Source organism: Nostocoides sp. HKS02 (genome assembly GCF_009707485.1).
GTDB lineage: Bacteria > Actinomycetota > Actinomycetes > Actinomycetales > Dermatophilaceae > Pedococcus.
The window spans coordinates 1,481,633-1,499,271 of sequence record NZ_CP046121.1 but is presented as its reverse complement, the minus strand read 5'-3'; the positions used below and the strand labels follow the sequence as shown (position 1 = coordinate 1,499,271).

General features: G+C 68.9%; 13 protein-coding genes. 10 read left to right on the top strand and 3 right to left on the bottom strand.

What is annotated here, in order from left to right; translation table 11 throughout:
* Positions 1–267 precede the first annotated feature (267 nt).
* The 3 genes from nrdR to GKE56_RS07090 all read left to right on the top strand — a co-directional run bounded on the left by nrdR (position 268) and on the right by GKE56_RS07090 (position 6,486).
* The gene (gene nrdR / locus GKE56_RS07100; RefSeq protein WP_154683944.1) at positions 268–792 is read left to right on the top strand and encodes a transcriptional regulator NrdR; all 525 of its coding nucleotides are present in this window, start codon (positions 268–270) and stop codon (positions 790–792) included.
* Positions 793–897: 105 nt separating this feature from the next.
* Positions 898–3,834 carry a vitamin B12-dependent ribonucleotide reductase gene (locus GKE56_RS07095; protein ID WP_154683943.1) on the top strand — a complete coding sequence of 979 codons (2,937 nt, stop codon included), beginning with the start codon at positions 898–900 and terminating at the stop codon, positions 3,832–3,834.
* Between the two features lie 207 nt (positions 3,835–4,041).
* On the top strand, positions 4,042–6,486 hold the full coding sequence (locus GKE56_RS07090; protein WP_154683942.1) for a DUF262 domain-containing protein: 2,445 nt from the start codon (positions 4,042–4,044) through the stop codon (positions 6,484–6,486).
* A 41-nt stretch (positions 6,487–6,527) separates the two neighbouring features.
* On the opposite strand, the gene GKE56_RS07085 is transcribed toward GKE56_RS07090, so the two are convergent.
* Entirely contained in the window at positions 6,528–7,442 is a 915-nt protein-coding gene (locus GKE56_RS07085) for an HNH endonuclease (protein ID WP_154683941.1), read from the bottom strand.
* Positions 7,443–7,555: 113 nt separating this feature from the next.
* Here GKE56_RS07085 and GKE56_RS07080 point away from each other — a divergent pair, with 113 nt between their 5' ends.
* From GKE56_RS07080 to GKE56_RS07070, 3 genes are all read left to right on the top strand, one after another.
* Positions 7,556–8,674 carry a nuclease-related domain-containing protein gene (locus GKE56_RS07080; RefSeq protein WP_154683940.1) on the top strand — a complete coding sequence of 373 codons (1,119 nt, stop codon included), beginning with the start codon at positions 7,556–7,558 and terminating at the stop codon, positions 8,672–8,674.
* Positions 8,652–8,858, top strand: coding sequence for a hypothetical protein (locus tag GKE56_RS07075; RefSeq protein WP_154683939.1), 207 nt, complete (start codon positions 8,652–8,654; stop codon positions 8,856–8,858). Before GKE56_RS07080 ends, GKE56_RS07075 begins: the two co-directional genes overlap by 23 nt.
* A gap of 587 nt (positions 8,859–9,445) precedes the next feature.
* A complete protein-coding gene (locus GKE56_RS07070) occupies positions 9,446–11,569 on the top strand; it encodes an MMPL family transporter (RefSeq protein WP_154683938.1) in 2,124 nt (707 codons plus the stop codon).
* Between the two features lie 75 nt (positions 11,570–11,644).
* On the opposite strand, the gene GKE56_RS07065 is transcribed toward GKE56_RS07070, so the two are convergent.
* A complete protein-coding gene (locus GKE56_RS07065; protein ID WP_154683937.1) occupies positions 11,645–12,589 on the bottom strand; it encodes an NAD(P)-dependent oxidoreductase in 945 nt (314 codons plus the stop codon).
* 308 nt (positions 12,590–12,897) lie between these two features.
* Here GKE56_RS07065 and GKE56_RS07060 point away from each other — a divergent pair, with 308 nt between their 5' ends.
* The 4 genes from GKE56_RS07060 to GKE56_RS07045 all read left to right on the top strand — a co-directional run bounded on the left by GKE56_RS07060 (position 12,898) and on the right by GKE56_RS07045 (position 16,266).
* On the top strand, positions 12,898–14,295 hold the full coding sequence (locus GKE56_RS07060; RefSeq protein ID WP_154683936.1) for an HNH endonuclease signature motif containing protein: 1,398 nt from the start codon (positions 12,898–12,900) through the stop codon (positions 14,293–14,295).
* Between the two features lie 34 nt (positions 14,296–14,329).
* Entirely contained in the window at positions 14,330–15,340 is a 1,011-nt protein-coding gene (locus tag GKE56_RS07055) for an aldo/keto reductase family protein (RefSeq protein ID WP_154683935.1), read from the top strand.
* 269 nt (positions 15,341–15,609) lie between these two features.
* The gene (locus GKE56_RS07050; protein ID WP_154683934.1) at positions 15,610–15,891 is read left to right on the top strand and encodes an SRPBCC domain-containing protein; all 282 of its coding nucleotides are present in this window, start codon (positions 15,610–15,612) and stop codon (positions 15,889–15,891) included.
* A 99-nt stretch (positions 15,892–15,990) separates the two neighbouring features.
* A complete protein-coding gene (locus GKE56_RS07045; protein ID WP_154683933.1) occupies positions 15,991–16,266 on the top strand; it encodes a Smr/MutS family protein in 276 nt (91 codons plus the stop codon).
* Positions 16,267–16,289: 23 nt separating this feature from the next.
* On the opposite strand, the gene GKE56_RS07040 is transcribed toward GKE56_RS07045, so the two are convergent.
* Entirely contained in the window at positions 16,290–17,639 is a 1,350-nt protein-coding gene (locus GKE56_RS07040) for an amidase (protein WP_230209251.1), read from the bottom strand.

Genomic DNA, 17,639 nt, shown 5'->3' with positions numbered 1-17,639 from the left:
CCATGGACCCCAGATCTGGGGGTTGTCGGCGCGCCGTCGCAGGCCCCTGACCTGCGGCGATGCAGACTGCCACACAAGTTTGGGCGATCCGCTTGCGTCCCAGGTCACAGTGGGACAAGATATCCCTACATCTAGTGGTTACATCCGTGTAGTTCGTCCACATGTAGTGCACAGGACTAGACTGGTTGTCCACACGTTGTCCCCAACAGATCCACAGATTCATCCCCAGCTGGCGGGTCCAGAGGGCTTTCAGGGAGGAGCGCCGTCATGCACTGTCCGTTCTGTCGGCACACCGACTCCCGGGTCATGGACTCGCGCACGACCGACGACGGCAGCTCCATCCGCCGGCGTCGCCAGTGCCCCGAGTGCGGGCGCCGGTTCACCACCATCGAGACCGCGAGTCTCACGGTGACCAAGCGCTCCGGCGCGAGTGAGCCGTTCAGCCGCAGCAAGGTCCTCGTCGGCGTCCGCAAGGCCTGTCAGGGCCGCCCGGTCACCGAGGACGACCTCGCCCTGCTCGCCCAGCGCGTCGAGGAGTGCATCCGCCAGCAGGGCCAGGCCGAGGTCGAGGCCCACGAGGTGGGGCTGGCCATCCTCGGTCCGTTGCGCGAGCTCGACGAGGTCGCCTACCTGCGGTTCGCGTCGGTCTACCAGGCGTTCGACAGCCTGGAGGACTTCGAGGCCGCGATCACCCTGCTCCGCGCCGAACGCGACGCCACGGGCACCGAGCCACCGCCACGCGGGCCGCAACCACGCGAGCCGCAACCACGGGGGAGCGTGTCGCCGGGCTGAGCCCGCGGCATACGCCACCACCAGCACGGCGGGCACGACCACTGTCAGTGCCCTTTGACACCATAGAAACCGCAGCATCACCAGGGGCTAGGGAGGCCACCAGAAATGACTGAAACCGCAGGAGCACGTGCAGGTGCCCGCAAGGGCGCTGGCAAGGGCGTCCGTGTTGAGCGGATCTACACCACCCCTGGTGTGCACCCGTACGACGAGGTCACGTGGGAGAAGCGCGACGTCGTCCAGCAGAACTGGAAGACCGGCGAGACCATCTTCGAGCAGCGCGGGGTCGAGTTCCCCGACTTCTGGTCGGTCAACGCCTCCACGATCGTCACCACCAAGTACTTCCGCGGCGCCCTCGGCACCGAGAAGCGCGAGGTGAGCCTCAAGCAGCTCATCGACCGTGTCGTGCTGACCTACGTCAAGGCGGGCAAGGACCACGGCTACTTCGCGAACGCCGAGGACGCCGAGCTCTTCGAGCACGAGCTGACGTACGCGCTGCTGCACCAGGTGTTCAGCTTCAACTCCCCGGTGTGGTTCAACGTCGGCACGTCGTCGCCGCAGCAGGTCTCGGCCTGCTTCATCCTGGCCGTCGACGACTCGATGGACTCGATCCTCAACTGGTACAAGGAAGAGGGCAAGATCTTCCAGGGTGGCTCGGGCGCAGGCCTGAACCTCTCCCGGATCCGCTCCTCCAAGGAGCTGCTGTCCTCCGGTGGCACCGCGTCCGGCCCGGTGTCGTTCATGCGCGGCGCCGACGCGTCCGCCGGGACGATCAAGTCCGGTGGCGCGACCCGTCGTGCGGCCAAGATGGTCGTGCTCGACGTCGACCACCCCGACATCCTCGAGTTCGTCGAGACCAAGGCCCGCGAGGAAGACAAGATCCGCGCGCTGCGGGACGCCGGCTTCGACATGGACCTCGGCGGCAAGGACATCACCTCGGTCCAGTACCAGAACGCCAACAACTCGGTCCGCGTCTCGGACGAGTTCATGAAGGCTGTCGAGGACGGCACCGAGTTCGGGCTGCGTGCCCGCAACACCGGTGAGGTCATCGACACCGTCGACGCCCGCGAGCTCTTCCGCAAGATCGCGGAGGCCTCGTGGGAGTGCGCCGACCCGGGTCTGCAGTACGACGACGTCATCAACGACTGGCACACCAACCCCGAGACCGGCCGCATCACCGCGTCCAACCCCTGCTCGGAGTACATGTCGCTCGACAACTCCTCGTGCAACCTGGCGTCGCTGAACCTGCTCAAGTTCCTCAAGGACGACGACACGTTCGACGCCGTCACCTTCCAGAAGGTTGCCGAGCTCGTCATCACCGCGATGGACATCTCGATCTGCTTCGCGGACTTCCCGACCGAGGCGATCGGCGACACCACGCGTGACTACCGCCAGCTCGGCATCGGCTACGCCAACCTCGGCGCGCTGCTCATGGCCACCGGCCACGGCTACGACTCCGACGGTGGCCGTACGCTCGCCGCGGCGATCACCTCGCTGCTCACCGGTGCCGCCTACAAGCGGTCCGCCGAGCTCGCCGGGGTCGTCGGCCCGTATGCCGGGTACGCCCGCAACGCCGACGCGCACAAGCGCGTGATGCGCAAGCACCAGGCCGCGAACGACGCGATCCACCCGCTCGACACCATGGACACCGCGATCCACCGCGCCGCCAGCAAGGCGTGGGACGACGTCGTCAAGGTGGGGGAGAAGAACGGCTACCGCAACGCGCAGGCGTCGGTGCTCGCGCCGACCGGCACCATCGGCTTCATGATGGACTGCGACACCACCGGCATCGAGCCCGACTTCTCGCTGGTGAAGTTCAAGAAGCTCGTCGGTGGCGGGTCGATGCAGATCGTCAACCTCACCATCCCGCGTGCGCTCAAGAAGCTGGGCTACACCGGCGAGACCATCGAGGCGATCGTTGAGTTCATCGCCGACAAGGGTCACGTCATCGACGCGCCTGGCCTCAAGACCGAGCACTACGAGGTCTTCGACACCGCCATGGGTGCGCGGGCCATCCAGCCGATGGGCCACGTGCGCATGATGGCTGCGGTCCAGCCGTTCCTGTCCGGTGCCATCTCCAAGACGGTCAACCTGCCCGAGACGGCCACGGTCGAGGAGATCGAGGACGTCCACCTGCAGGGCTGGAAGCTCGGCCTCAAGGCGATCGCGGTCTACCGCGACAACTGCAAGGTCGGCCAGCCGCTGTCCGATGGCGGCTCGACGGCCAAGGATGCTGCGGCTGACAAGCTCACCGCTGCTGCCGAGGCCAAGGTGGAGAAGGTCATCGAGTACCGCCCGGTGCGCAAGCGCCTGCCGAAGCGTCGGGCCTCGCAGACCACCTCGTTCGCGGTCGGTGGCGCCGAGGGTTACCTCACCGCTGGCACGTACGAGGGCGGCGACCTCGGCGAGATCTTCCTCAAGTTCGGCAAGCAGGGCTCGACCCTGGCCGGCGTGATGGACGCCTTCTCGATCGCGGTCAGCATCGGCCTGCAGTACGGCGTGCCGCTGGAGACCTTCGTCGAGAAGTTCACCAACCTGCGCTTCGAGCCTGCTGGCCTGACGGACGACCCCGACGTGCGCATGGCGCAGTCGATCATGGACTACGTGTTCCGCCGCCTGGCGCTGGACCACATGGACTTCGACACCCGTTCGTTCATGGGCATCCACACCGCCCAGGAGCGCGCTCGCCAGCTCGAGACCGGCTCGTACGTCGCGGTCGAGGCTGACGGCGAGTCCGAGGAGGAGATCGAGGACGAGCTGGAGAACTTCAGCCAGTCTGCCCCGGTCACCAAGCCGGCCGTCGCGGCGAAGTCGGAGGCCGCGGTCGAGGGCAAGACCCTCAACGCGGACGCGGTGAAGTCCGGTGCCGGTGCCGCCTCGGCCCGAGAGGTCTCCGTCGAGGTGCACTCCTCGGCCGAGCTCCTCGAGAAGTTCCAGGGCATCTCCGCCGACGCGCCGATGTGCATGACCTGCGGGACCAAGATGCGTCCCGCTGGCTCCTGCTACGTCTGCGAGGGCTGCGGAAGCACCAGCGGCTGCAGCTGACCTAGCCAGTCAAGAACGGAAGGACCCGGAGCGGAGCCGCTCCGGGTCCTTCCGTATGTCATGCAGCGCCGTGGGTGATTCGGTTGTCGTCACGGAGGAGCAGCACGCCGACGATAAGGCGCCCCGGGACCCGGTGCGTGGTCCAAATTTCCGACGGAGTGTCACGAAAGGCCCAGATGGTCTGGTTCGCCATCTACGGTGCTAGATGTGAAGACCGACGTACTCACGCCGCAGGCTGTGTTCTACCTTCCGCAACATCTCGTGGTGCCTCTGTTTCAGCGGCCGTACGTCTGGGACGAAGCGGAGCAGTGGCTGCCGCTGTGGCAGGACATCGCTCGCCTCGCCGAGATGCGGATTCGGGAACCGTACACGGCGGCGACGCACTTCCTTGGAGCTGTCGTCCTGCAGGCGTTGGACGGCCAACAGGGGGCGGTCCCCGAGAAGAACGTCATCGACGGTCAACAGCGGCTCACGACCCTGCAGCTTCTGATCGACTCGTCAGCGGCCGTATTCGAGGGGCGGGGCCTTGAAGGTCTCGCGCAGCAGTTCGACGATCTGACACACAATCGCGCATACGGCGGCGTTGTGGAGGCCAGTCTCAAGCTGACGCACACCAACCAGGACGGCGCACCATTCCGTGAGGTGATGGACAGCGAGCCCCCTGTGGAGCACGCCGAGTTGAGGCACGCTGGCGCACGCATCGTCCGAGCCCACGGCTTCTTTGTCGCGAGAGTCGAGGAATGGCTCGGGGTCGGTGAGAACGTTCGTGAGCGAGCGGATGCCCTCGCGCACTCGATCAGCCAAGGACTCCAGCTCGTCGTCATCGATCTGCTGGCCCAGGAGAACTCGCAAGAAATCTTCGAAACGCTCAACGCGCGTGGCACACCACTTACGGCAGCGGACCTAATTAAGAACTTCGTCTTTCAGCGACTCGAGTCCGAGGGCGCCGATACCAAACGCGCGTACGCCGAGGACTGGCCGTTCGAGACCAAGTTCTGGGAACAGGACGTGAGCGTCGGGCGATACACCATGAGCCGCAGTTCCCAGTTTCTTGGTCAATGGCTCGGCAGCCGACTAGGCGAGGAAGTCAGTCCACGGCAGACGTTCATCCGGTTCAAGACCTACGTCGACTATGAGTCCGGCAGCAAGATGAGCGATCTGCTGCTGGCGATCAAAGCGCAGGCTGAGCTCTACCGACGCTGGACGGAGAATGCTGCCGACACCTCGCGGATTCTGACCCGGCCCGAGCTGGCGTTCTACAGAATGCGGGCCGGCGGGGTAGAACTGCTCAAGCCGGCGATGATCTGGCTGTACGACCCCGAACTTGCCATCGCCGCAGAGGTTGCCGATGCGGTCGTTGCAATGCTTGAGTCGTGGATCGTCCGCCGCCAGCTACTTCGTCTAACGTCGGCGGACCTCGGCCGAATCGTGGCGGACATCATCAAGACCAGCCGCGCTGCGCCCGCGGGTGAGCTCGTTGGGCGTGTCCAGGCTCATCTCACGAGGCTCAACGTGGCGTCCACGTACTGGCCTGGCGATGACGAGGTGCGGGAACATCTTCGTACTGAGCAGGCGTACAACCGCTACCCACGAGGCCGGATGCGTCTCTATCTCGAGGCGATCGAGGACCATCTTCGGGCGGCGCACAAGTACCCGCAAGTGCCGCGCATTGGATACCCGATCGAACACGTTCTGCCGCAAAAGTGGCAGACCCATTGGAACGTTGCTGGGCTTGAGGCGGAACTCTCGCGGAGCGAACATGTTCATCGCTTGGGGAATCTAACGCTGCTCACGACCAGCCTCAACAGCACGGTGTCGAACGGACCGTGGCAGGGCGCCGGTGGCAAGCGCGACCAGATCGTGAAGCACGACGTCCTACTGCTCAATCGACAGTCCCATGAGCAGACCACCTGGGATGAGGCTGCCATCGACGAACGCACGACGGCGTTGACCGAGATCCTCCTGGCAGTCTGGCCGAGCCCTCCCGGACATACGGGGTCGATTAGCGACCCGCAGCCGAAGGACAACGCTTGGGTCGAGCTCAAGCATCTTTTTGCTGCTGGACTTCTGCAGCCAGGGACCGTCCTCCGGCCAAGGCCAGGTCAATGGGAGGCGCTCGAAGCGACTGTCACATCAGCGGGGCAGATCGAGTTTGGCGGAAGGAGCTACGCGACGCCCTCAAGCGCTGGCTATCACATGAAGGGTGGCAAGGCGACGAATGGCTGGACGTTCTGGCATCTCACCGACGGGCGGCGTCTGGCGGATGTGCGAGCGCTCTACCGAGGCGAGAAGGCAGACAAACCAACTGCGTTCGACTGGTCACGTCTGCACGAAATACTTGAGGCGCTACCCGAGGCGCATTGGACGTCTTACACCGAACTCGCGGACGCCGTCGGCACGGCGCCCCAGCCTCTCGGTGGCCATATCGCCAAGTGCTTGCAGTGCACCCACGCATGGCGGGTTCTGACGTCCGACGGGCGCGTGGCCCCCGGTTTTGCGTGGAGTGACGAGTCCGACCATCGCGATCCGGAGGCACTGCTGCGTCAGGAGGGTGTGCGCCTGACAAACGGAGTAGCCGACCCGGAGCAAAGGCTTGACAGCGAAGCGCTCACCGCGCTGATAGCCGAGGCTGAGTCGCCACATTCGATGTAGGAGCCGTGCCGCGCGCGCCGGCCTGTGGGGCCGACGGCACCTCACGGCCACCCACCCCTAGCCCGCGACGAACAAGCTGAAAGCGAGTCTCGAGGCGCTCCGGATCGGGCCGGTCCGCCTTCGCCCGGGGAAGCGCGAGATCGCGGCCGTGCATCTCCTGCAGGCCATGGAGCAACATCGGTCCGTCGATCTCCTCGAGCAGGCGTGCGTTGATTCTGACCTCGTAGTCGGGAGTGATGCCCAACAAGCAGCCGGTCGTATGCGGCGTGGTGGATCTTGCACAGGCTGAGCCCGTTGGGGACGACGGGATCGCCATCGCCCTGGTTGTCCTCGATGATGTGCGCCGCGTCGAGCAGCTCGGGGTGCTTCAACGTGCACACGCAGCAGGTGCCCTCGTAGGCGAGCATGACTCGGGCGCGGAACGCTGGCTGGTGGACGCGCGCCCGGACCAGGCGCGCGGCATACGCCTTCTCGATGGGGGACAACGTCTGCGAGCCCGGCAGAGCCCGGAGGACTTCGTCGAGCGTCAGGGTGAACTCGCGGGTGATCGGGTTGTCTCCGACGACGAAGACGGGGTAGATCGGGTGGTACGCCCCCTTCGCGACCTTGTCGAACCGGATGACGGGAAGGCGGTGCTCCATCGCCGCCCGGAGCTTGAGGTTCTTCCCGCCCTCGGGCCCCTTCTGGTAGCTGTACTGGAGGAAGCCGCCGTCCTCTCTGTCTGGATACGGCCCGTCCGGCGAGGTCAGGATACTGAGCGTGGCGCCGAAGCCTTGCGGGTTCCAGATGCCGCCACGTCCGCCATCAACGAGACGGAGGCGCGTTCCGTCCGGCAACGGGAAGTCGCTCAGCTCGTTCCACGGCAGGTAGCCGCCCAGCTCGTCGGCTCGCCGCATGACCGCGGCAGCGATCACCTCGCGTCGAAGTCGTTCGTCGTCCAGCGCGTCCCCTGCCACGGCGCCAGCTTAGGAGCAAGAAGGGCGTCCCGGTCATCCGTTTGGTCAGGTTTGCCCCCGAAGTCCTGGGTTCGGAGGATGCCCGAACGGCGCTAAATCTAGGGTCCCTGACCATGGCAGTCGGGGGAGGAAGCGCTGAGCGCAAAGCCGAGGAGCTGAAAGACATCGGCGACGACGGAGCAGGGGCGTGGGCGGCCGGCGCAGCGGGCGAGCGCCGGGTGGCTGCGGCCCTGAGCGAGCTGCGGGAGGCCTGGACGGTCCTGCACGATCGGCTGCTGCGCCCGGGCCAGTCCGAGGCCAACCTCGACCACGTGGTGATCGGACCCGGCGGCCTTTTCCTGGTGGACGCGAAGAACCGCGCGGGTCGGGTCACCGAGTTCGACGGGGGCCTCTTTCAGCACACGGTCCGCGACGGGCAACCCGTCTCGGTCAGTCTCGCCGTTGAGCTCAAGAAGGTGCACGGCATGGCCAGCTACATGGCAGCCGAGGCGGGTATGCCGGTGACGCCGGTCCTGTGCCTCGCCGGCGCGCACGAGGCCGAGTTCGGGGAGCCCCGCATGGTGCGAGGCGTCTCGATCGTACCCGTGGGTCGCCTCGTGGACTGGCTGAACGCTCAGCCCGTGCTCCTGGACCGCGAGTCGGCGGGGCGGGTCGTCACTCGAGCCATGACTGACTTCCCTTCGACCACAACGCACCCCGAGCTCCTGGCAGCCATCGGACAAGCGGCTGTCGCCGCCAAGTCAGTCCGTCGAGGGCGTGCACCCGCCCGCCGGTCGACCGCGCCAGGCTCGGCGTCACCTCACGTGCCGGGGCGGGCGAGGCCGGGAAGGCGCTCAGTCGGTGCGCGACTCGGCCGTGGCTTTGGGGCCTTGCTCGCGGGGCTGCTCGTCGTGGTGATGGCGCTGGGGTTCCTGGCCTCGTTGCCGAAGATCCTCGCCTCGCTGCCGGGAGGTCACCCGTCGAGTGCGAGCCTGGGGTCGATCTCCGCGTCGGGATCCACTGTCCCGGCGCCGACTGACTGCTCTCGCGTCACAGGGGCCGAGGTGGCTTCGGCGATCAAGCGCACGGTTCAGCCGATCACGACTCGCAACGGCTGTGCCTGGGGCACGCGCCTCGATGACCCCGCAACGACGTTGGTGACCATCCAGCTGAGTGCCAACCACTCGGCAGCCGACCTCGAGCTCGAGACGTCGCTCAAACAAGCGCCGAGTGGTCTACGGCACCAGCGTTGACCCGCAGTTCCGGCCTGCCACGGCCCTGTGGGTCGCGGCCGGCCAGCCGATCCGGGCCGGGGGTTCGAGCGTGACGGCCGGCGCCGACACGACCATCGTCGTCGCGAGCAAGGCGCTTGGCGTCTCGGACGACCGAGGCCGTGCGATGGCGTTGGCGATCGCGGCCTCGGCCAACCGCAGGTAGGCCTTACTGGGCCCCGCTCAAGAGTGACTGCGGGACCACGTGTGCGCCCAGAGCACGAGCGCTCTCCCGCAGTCGAAGGTCCCACACGGCGAAGTAGGCCTGATCGACACCGACGGCTGCGACCGTGGCGAGGTGCACCGCGTCGGCGCCCCGCAAGGCGTGGGCTCGGGCCAGGCGACCTGCAGCCCCGCAATCGACTCGCTGAGGTCGACCGTGCGCACCCCGGCCCACAACGACTCCCAATCCTGCAAGGCCGTGGCGACTTGGGTGGTCGTCAGGCGCTGCCAACGCTCGGCCGCCGCGAGCGCGGCACAGACCTCAACATGGACGGCACGCGGGCCCTCGCCGCGCCGGAGGTCCCCCAACCATGGATCCCGCCACGCGGCATACGACCCGATTTGCCCGACCCGACCTCAGGGTCACCCCTGAACGACCCCTGAACCATCGCCCAACTCCAGCGAAAACCGTTGTTCCGCAAGGGTCCGGCGGCTTAGCGTGAAGGGGGACAGCGCCTGGCAGGAGGGTGCGACGACGCTAGGCGAGAGGCAACGGGGATGGCACAGACACGGATCGGCGATGTCGGGCGGATGGCATGGTTCCCAGCGGGCCGGGTGACCAAGTGGTTCGTCGTCGGGTTCTGGCTGCTCGTGCTGGCCGCGGCGTTCGGGCCTGCGGGCAAGCTGCAGGGCGCGCTCAACAACGAGGCCGTCGCCTGGCTGCCGGCGGACGCCCAGTCGACCCAGGTGGTCAAGCAGATCGAGGCGTTCCAGAGCAAGAACGAGTTCCCGGCGGTCCTCGTCTACGAGCGCGCGTCTGGCCTGACCCCGGCGGACACGCAGGCAGTCACCGCACAGGTGGCGAAGTTCAACGCCCTCGCCCCGGTCCGCAAGGACAGCGTCGGCCCGATCCCGTCGCGCGACGGCAAGGCGCTGCAGGTCATCGTCCCCGTTGATGCAGGCAGCGCCGGGTGGGACTCGCTGAGCGCCACCGCCAAGGACCTGCGGGCCATCGCCCAGGACCGCCCGGCGGGGTTGTCGATGCAGGTCACTGGGCCGGTCGGATTCTCCGCTGACTCGTCGGCGGCCTTCTCGGGCATCGACGGCAAGCTGCTCTACTCGGCCATGACCGTCGTCATCATCATCCTGCTGCTGACCTACCGCAGTCCGATCCTGTGGCTCGTCCCGGTCATCTCGGCCGGCACGGCCCTGTTCGTCGCCCAGGCCGTCATCTACTTCCTCGCCAAGGGCGACACCCTCACCGTCAACGCGCAGAGCTCGGGCATCCTCACCGTCATCGTGTTCGGCGCCGGCACCGACTACGCCCTGCTGCTCGTCGCCCGCTACCGCGAGGAGCTGCGCCGTCACGCGGACCGCCACGAGGCGATGGCGTTCGCGCTCCACCGCGCCGGCCCTGCGATCTTCGCGTCCGGCGCCACCGTCATCGCCGGCATGCTGTGCCTGCTCGTCGCGACGATGAACTCCACCAAGGGCCTCGGCCCGGTCGCCGCGATCGGTGTCGCCGTTGGTCTGCTCGTCATGCTGACGCTGCTGCCGGCGCTGCTCGTCGTGCTCGGACGCTGGATCTTCTGGCCGGTGCGGCCGTCGTTCGGCTCGGCCGACCACACCCGCGACGGCGTCTGGGCGCGCATCGGCGCTCGCATCGCCCGCGCCCCGCGGCGCACCTGGGTCGTCACCTCGGTGCTGCTCGCCGTGGCGTCGCTCGGCATCCTCCAGCTCAACGCGGTCGGCCTGCAGAACAAGGACGCCTTCTACGGCACCCCCGAGTCCGTGGTCGGCGAACAGGTCCTGGCCAGGCACTTCCCGGCGGGCTCCGGTTCTCCGGTCATGGTGCTCGCGAACGCCTCGCAGGCGGGCGCCGTCAAGACCACCCTGCAGGGCCTGGCGGGGGTCTCCTCCGTCACCGACCCGGTGACCAAGGGCGGCCGCTCGCTACTCCAGGCGACCCTCAGCGCCGCTCCCGACTCCGACGCGGCGACCCAGAGCATCGACCGCATCCGCAGCGCCATCGCTCGGGTCCCCGGGGCCAACGCGATCGCCGGCGGCGACACCGCGACGCGCGCGGACACGCTTCGGGCGTCATCGGACGACAACAGGCGGATCATCCCGCTCATCCTCGCGGTGGTGCTGCTGATCCTCGTCCTGCTGCTGCGGGCCGTCACCGCGCCGCTGATCCTCATCGGCACAGTCGTTCTGTCGTACGGCGCGGCGCTCGGGCTCTCCTCGCTGATCTTCCGGCACGTCCTCGGCTTCGCAGGGGCGGACACCTCGCTGCCGCTGTTCGTCTTCGTGTTCCTCGTGGCGCTGGGGATCGACTACAACATCTTCCTCATGACACGCGTTCACGAGGAGGCCAAGGAGATCGGCACCCGACGTGGCGCCCTCGCCGGGCTGGCGGCAACCGGTGGCGTGATCACCTCGGCAGGCCTCGTCCTCGCGGGGACGTTCGCGGTGCTCGGCACGCTTCCGGTGGTCGCCTTCGCCGAGATCGGCGTGGCCGTGGCGCTCGGTGTCCTGCTCGACACCCTCGTGGTCCGCTCGGTCCTCGTGACGGCGCTCAACCTCGATGCCCGCGGTCGGATGTGGTGGCCCGGTGCGCTGGCCAAGCGCGACGCCGAGCTCGACGGGGCACCAGCTTCCGAGCCCGAGTCCGAGGAGACCGAGGGCAGCGCCGCGCTTCAGCCGGCGCGCTGAACGCCCCCGGAGGTGAGGTATGCCGCGTGGCGAGCCCGCGGCATACCTCCTCACCTCTCGCTGGTGGCGCCGGTGTCAGGGGCTCGGCGTCGTCAGCTCGTGGAAGCCCTGACGCCAGCTCGGGTGTGACGGGCTCCAGCCGAGCTCGCGCTTCGCCTTGGCGTTCGAGGCGCCCCGCAGCTCGGTCATCATCACCACTCCGACCTCACCGGTGAGCAGCCGCCCCACGACGCGAGGTGCGTGCATCGGCTCCTTGGCACCCAACGTGCGCGCCAGGATGGGCAGCCACTGGGCCACGGACGCCGGCTCGTCGTCGACGATGTTGTAGACCCCGCGCCGACCGCGTTCGACCGCCGCGACGGTGGCCTCCGCCGCGTCGGCGATGTGGATGAACGACCACACGCCGGCGCCGTTGCCCACGACCGGGAACTTCCGCTGGCGGACCGCCTCGGTCTGCTCGCCATCGGGCCCGAGTGACGTGCCCGGCCCGTAGAAGCCGCCGTAACGCAGCACGACCCCCTCGGTCCAGTGCGCTGCGAGCACCGCCTCCTCGACGTGCCGGATCGCGGCGACCGTCTCGCGCATCTCCTTGGCCGGTGTGAGCCCGAACGGGTCGTCCTCGGTCTTGACCAGGCCGCCGGTGCGTTCGTATGCCGCGAAGAAGCTTTGTGCGACGAAGCGCTCCACCCCAACCGCCTGGCCAGCGGCGAGCAAGTGGTCGGTGCCCTCGGTGCGCAGCCGGTTGGTCATCGCGAACGCGCGGTCGAAGTGCCGCAGGTCCATCGGGCCGATCGAGGTGAGCTGGTGCACGATGACGTCCGGTTGCACCCGACCGACGGCCTCGGCGACCTGCTCGGCAACGAGCGCGTCGGCGACCACGGGGACGGCGCCCAGGTCGCGCACGAGCTGCTGTTTCGCGGCGCTGCGCGTCATGCCGTGCACCTCGTGGCCGGCCGCGACCAGCCGTGGCACGAGCTGGCGGCCGATGGCTCCGGTGGCCCCTGCGACGAAAACCCTCATCATTGGCTCCCTCGTCGATGGTGTCCTTCCATCCGTCCGACAAGACAAGCGTGCCGCCTGTGACGGCGGGTGCTGTTCAGGGTTCGCCCGTAGCGGATTTCTGTCCACACCCGGGCGCTGCGCCGTTGCCCGCGGCGGTTGCCTGTGGATGATCGATTCCGCAACGGCGCGGTTGACGCGTCCGGGGTGACGGGTGCGGCGTCTGTGACGAAGAAGGCTATGGTTATCGCCGAAGTCGTTGCGGGGCAATGAGATTCGTGCATGATGATCCGGAGCCGACTGTCAGTGGTTGCCCGTAGGTTTCTGACATGGCGATCGCACCACAGGAGCACCCACGGGAAGACGGCCCGCAGAGCCGGCCCGTGCTCGGGGGTGCGCGGGTCGCGCAGGCGAGTCTTGCCGAGTGCCTGCCGGAGCGTGTCTGGGCGCTGTCCGATGACGAGGTGCGCGGCGCTGCCGAGGCGCTCGGCCACGTCGTCACGGCGGCGCAGAGTGCCATGGTCGCGGTCCTGGCCGAGGCGAGGCGGCGGGGCCTGAGCACCTCCGATGGGTGGAGCGCGATGGACTGGGCCCGCTCAGCCGCGCCGCTCATGCCTGAGCGGACCCTGCGGGACCTCGACGCCGTTGCTGCCGTGGCCGACGAACTGCGCCTCGAGGGTGTCCTCGACGCCGTGGCCGAGGGCGTTCGCTCGGGGGACCAGGACGTCCGGCCCCTGCCGGTCGTCAAGGCCGCCCAGGTCGTGCGGTTCCACACGGATGTGCGCAGCCTCGCCGACCCGACCGTGCTGGCCGAGGCGACCGCCACGCTGATCGACGGTGGGCGCGGGGCCGACGGTTTGTCCGAGCGGAATCTGGCCGCTGCCGTGCGGTATGCCGCCGATCACCTGCGTTCCGACCGCCTCGTGGAGGACGAGGCGGGGGTCCGTCGAGCGATGCGCTCGCTCGTCAAGGGCGCAGGGCCGCTCGGGATGTGGCGCTACACACTGCTGCTCGACGAGGAGGGCGCGGCGATCGTCGACGCCGCTGTCGACGCCCTGGCCAAGCCGGAGCCTGACGCCCAGACCGGTGAGCCCGACCTCCGCAGGCCCGCCGCTCGCCGGGCCGACGCCCTCATCGAGCTCGTGGCGCGCGCGGTGTCGGCCCCAGACGGCGTGCCGCGCCAAGCCAAGACGAGCCTCGTGCTGACCATCGGCCTCGACGCGCTGGTGGGTCGGTGCCGGGGCGCCGGTCTGAGCCCCGCGGGCGACCTGCTCACCGCGGGAACCGTGCGCCGGCTGGCCTGCGATGCCGAGGTCATTCCCATGGTGCTCGGCGCCGACGGCGAGATCCTGGACCAGGGACAGGCGATCAGGCTGTTCAACCGCGCCCAGATCCGACACCTCTGGATCCGCGACCGGGGCTGCACCTTTCCCGGCTGCTCCAAGCCCGCAGCGTGGACCGACGCCCACCACCTGATCCATTGGGTGGACGACGGCCCGACGGATCTCGACAACGCGGCGCTCCTCTGCCGCGCCCACCACACCGTGGTGCACAGCCACGGCTACGGCGGCCGCCTGGTCGCCAGCCCCACCGGACCGCGAGTCGAGTGGGACCTGACGACCGGGTCCTACCAACGCCGACTCGGGCAGTGGCGGCGCGAGCGTGCGGGGCCGCCGAGCGCGCGGGGCCGCCCAGCGGGTGGGGCGCCGAGTGCGGGGGGCCCGTAGCGCGCGATCTCGCGCCGCGGCATACGGTTGAAGCATGGACTATCGATACCTCGGCAACAGCGGACTCAAGATCTCCGAGATCACCTACGGCAACTGGCTCACCCACGGCTCGCAGGTCGAGAACGACGTCGCCACGCAGTGCGTGCGCGCCGCGCTCGACGCGGGCATCAGCACCTTCGACACGGCCGACGTCTATGCGAACACCAAGGCCGAGACCGTCCTCGGCGACGCCCTGCTGGGGGAGCGGCGCGAGAGCCTGGAGATCTTCACCAAGGTCTACTGGCCCACCGGCCCGGGTGGCAAGAACGACACCGGCCTGTCGCGCAAGCACATCATGGAGTCGATCAACGGCTCGCTGACGCGGCTCCAGACCGACTACGTCGACCTCTACCAGGCCCACCGCTACGACACCGAGACGCCGCTCGAGGAGACCATGCAGGCCTTCGCCGACGTCGTCCGTCAGGGCAAGGCCCTCTACATCGGCGTGAGCGAGTGGACCGCCGACCAGATCCGCGAGGGCGTCAAGCTCTCCAAGGAGCTCGGCTTCCAGCTCATCTCGAGCCAGCCGCAGTACTCGATGCTGTGGCGGGTCATCGAGGGCGAGGTCGTGCCGACCTGCGAGGAGCTCGGCGTCAGCCAGATCGTCTGGAGCCCCATCGCGCAGGGTGTCCTGACCGGCAAGTACCAGCCCGGCCAGCAGCCGCCGGAGGGTTCGCGGGCCGCCGACGAGAAGGGTGGTGCCGACATGATCAAGCGCTTCATGAACGACGACGTCCTCACCCGGGTCCAGGGGCTCAAGCCGATCGCGGACGAGGCCGGCCTGTCGATGGCGCAGCTCGCCGTCGCCTGGGTGCTGCAGAACCCGAACGTCGCCGCCGCGCTCGTGGGGGCGTCGCGCCCGGAGCAGGTGCACGAGAACGTCAAGGCCGCTGGGGTGAAGCTCGAGCCCGAGGTGATGAAGCAGATCGACGACGTGCTCGGCGACATCGTGGTCCGCGACCCCGGCATGACCAAGCAGACCGCGCCGCAGACCCGCGTCGCCTGATTCGGGCTGCTCGGTCGACCGAAACTCCTTCCCGGACCGGTTGTCAGGCGCGCCGGGCTTTGGTCGACTGTCCATGGTGGGTCTCGCCCATCCGGGGCGCGACCGGCTCGATTTGGAGGTCTCCATGAGCAGTGAGGTCGACACGCCTGCCGACGAGTCGGACACGGGTGGACCGGAGGCAGGCGTCCGCGCCGGCCTCTCGGTCCATGCCCCGGTCGCCCAGGTCTGGGAACACCTGATCAGCGCCGACGGCACCAGGGCCCTGTTGGGTGACGGCGCCCGGATCGGCAACAAGGGGGGAGCCGTGGCGGGCGGGCGACGGCTCCTATGGCGTCGTCCGGAGCTACCACCCGCTCGAGCAGGTTCGAGTCACCTGGCACCCCCATGAGGACGGCCCGCTGAGCATGCTCGACGTGCAGCTCACGCCCGAGGGCGACGGCACGAGGGTGGAGGTGTTCCACGAGGGGCACGGCATTGCCGACGACCCCCGTGGCGACTGGCAGCACTGGGCGGACGCGCTGCACCGGTTCGCGGCAGACCTGCCCACCTGACGGCGAGGCCGACGCCCCCTGAGGCGCGCGGTGCGGTATGCCGATGACTCACCGGCATACCGCAGCGCGCCGCGCGGGTGTGGGGTGCACGATGGCGGGGTGAAGCTCACCCTCGACCTGCACGACATCTACAACCGGGGCGCGGACATCGACCGCGCCCTCCGGGCGGTCATGGACGAGGCGGTGGCGAAGAAGGCTCCCCTCGTGGAGATCATCCCCGGCAAGGGCTCGGGGGCGCTCAAGAAGCGCGTGTTGCGGTTCCTCGACCAGAAGGAGAACCGCGCGCTGTACCACCGGGTGGAGAAGGACGTGGACAACCACGGCCGGATCTTCGTGCACTTCCGGTGGAAGGGCCCCTCTCGGCGCGGCAGGTGAGGCGAAACGAGCCCCGGAGGAGCTCAGGCGTAGGCCGGCGCCACCCGCGCCCACGGGGCGAGGCGCTCCAGCACCGCTGCCACGCCGAGCAGCAGCTGTTCGCCACCTGCGGGTGCGACCAGCTGGACGGCCAGCGGGGTGCCGGTGCGCGGGTGGACGCCTGCCGGCACCGAGACCGCGGGGTAACCGGCGAAGTTCCACGGTGCGGCGTACGGCGCATACCGGGCGTTGGCGGCGAAGACCCGAGGCCAGGACCGTTCGCCCCACCGCGCGGCGGCAATCGGGGGAGCCGCGAGGGTCGGGGTGACGAGGATGTCGTGGTCGGCGAAGAAGTCGGCCAGCTGGCGCAGGAAGCGCTCGCGTGAGCGGTCTTCGACCAGCCCGGCGGCGCGGACGCGGTCACCCAGGCCGGCATGGAAGCGCACCGCCCGGTCGAGCTGGGAGCGGTCGAGGCCCTCCGCGTCCTGCGAGGTGCCCGCGGCCCAGCGCGCCAACAGCGGCAGCGGGTTGACGGGGTACGGCGGGTCGACGCGGCGCACCTCGTGGCCCGCGCCCTCGAGCAGCCGCACGGCTCGCACGACCGCTCGCACGTGCTCGAGCTGCGGACGCGCTCCGAGGATGGGCGCGCGCGTCGAGGCGGCGATGCGCAGCGGGAGGTCAGGTTCACGGACCTCGGCGAGACCGGGCTGGGCCGCCATCACCGAGAGCATCAGGGCGGCGTCGGCGACGGTCGTCGCGAGCGGTCCGTTCTCGGCCATGCCGTACCAGTCGTTCGGGCCGAGCTGGGCCGGCACGAGACCACTCCCGGGCTTGATGCCGACCAGACCGCAGCTCGCGGCGGGGATGCGGATCGAGCCCATCCCGTCGGCGGCGTGGGCCACCGGGACCATGCCCGACGACACCGCGGCGGCGGAACCACCGGACGAGCCACCGGGGGTGCGCGCGGGGGCCCATGGGTTGCGGGTGATGCCGAAGGCCGAGTCGGTCGCGCCGAACACGCACAGCTCAGGCACCCGGGTCGTGCCCACGACGACCGCTCCTGCCGCGCGCAGCCGGGCCACCACCGGGTGGTCGATCTGCTGTGGGCCGTCCGGGGTCGCGGTCGACCCGTTTCGCAGCGGCTCGCCCTCGACGGCCACGTTGTCCTTGACCGCGATCGGCACGCCGGCCAGGGGGAGTCGTGCGAGGTCGGACCGCTGCGCGAGCGCCTCGGCCTCCGCGAGAGCCCGCTCGCCGCGCACCACCTGGAAGGCCCCAAGTCGACCGTCTCGCTCCGAGATCCGCGCCAAGGCAGCCGCCACGACATCCGCAGCGGACATGGCGCCACTGCGGACTCCGGCAGCGATCTGCGTCGCGGACAGCGGAGCGCTCAC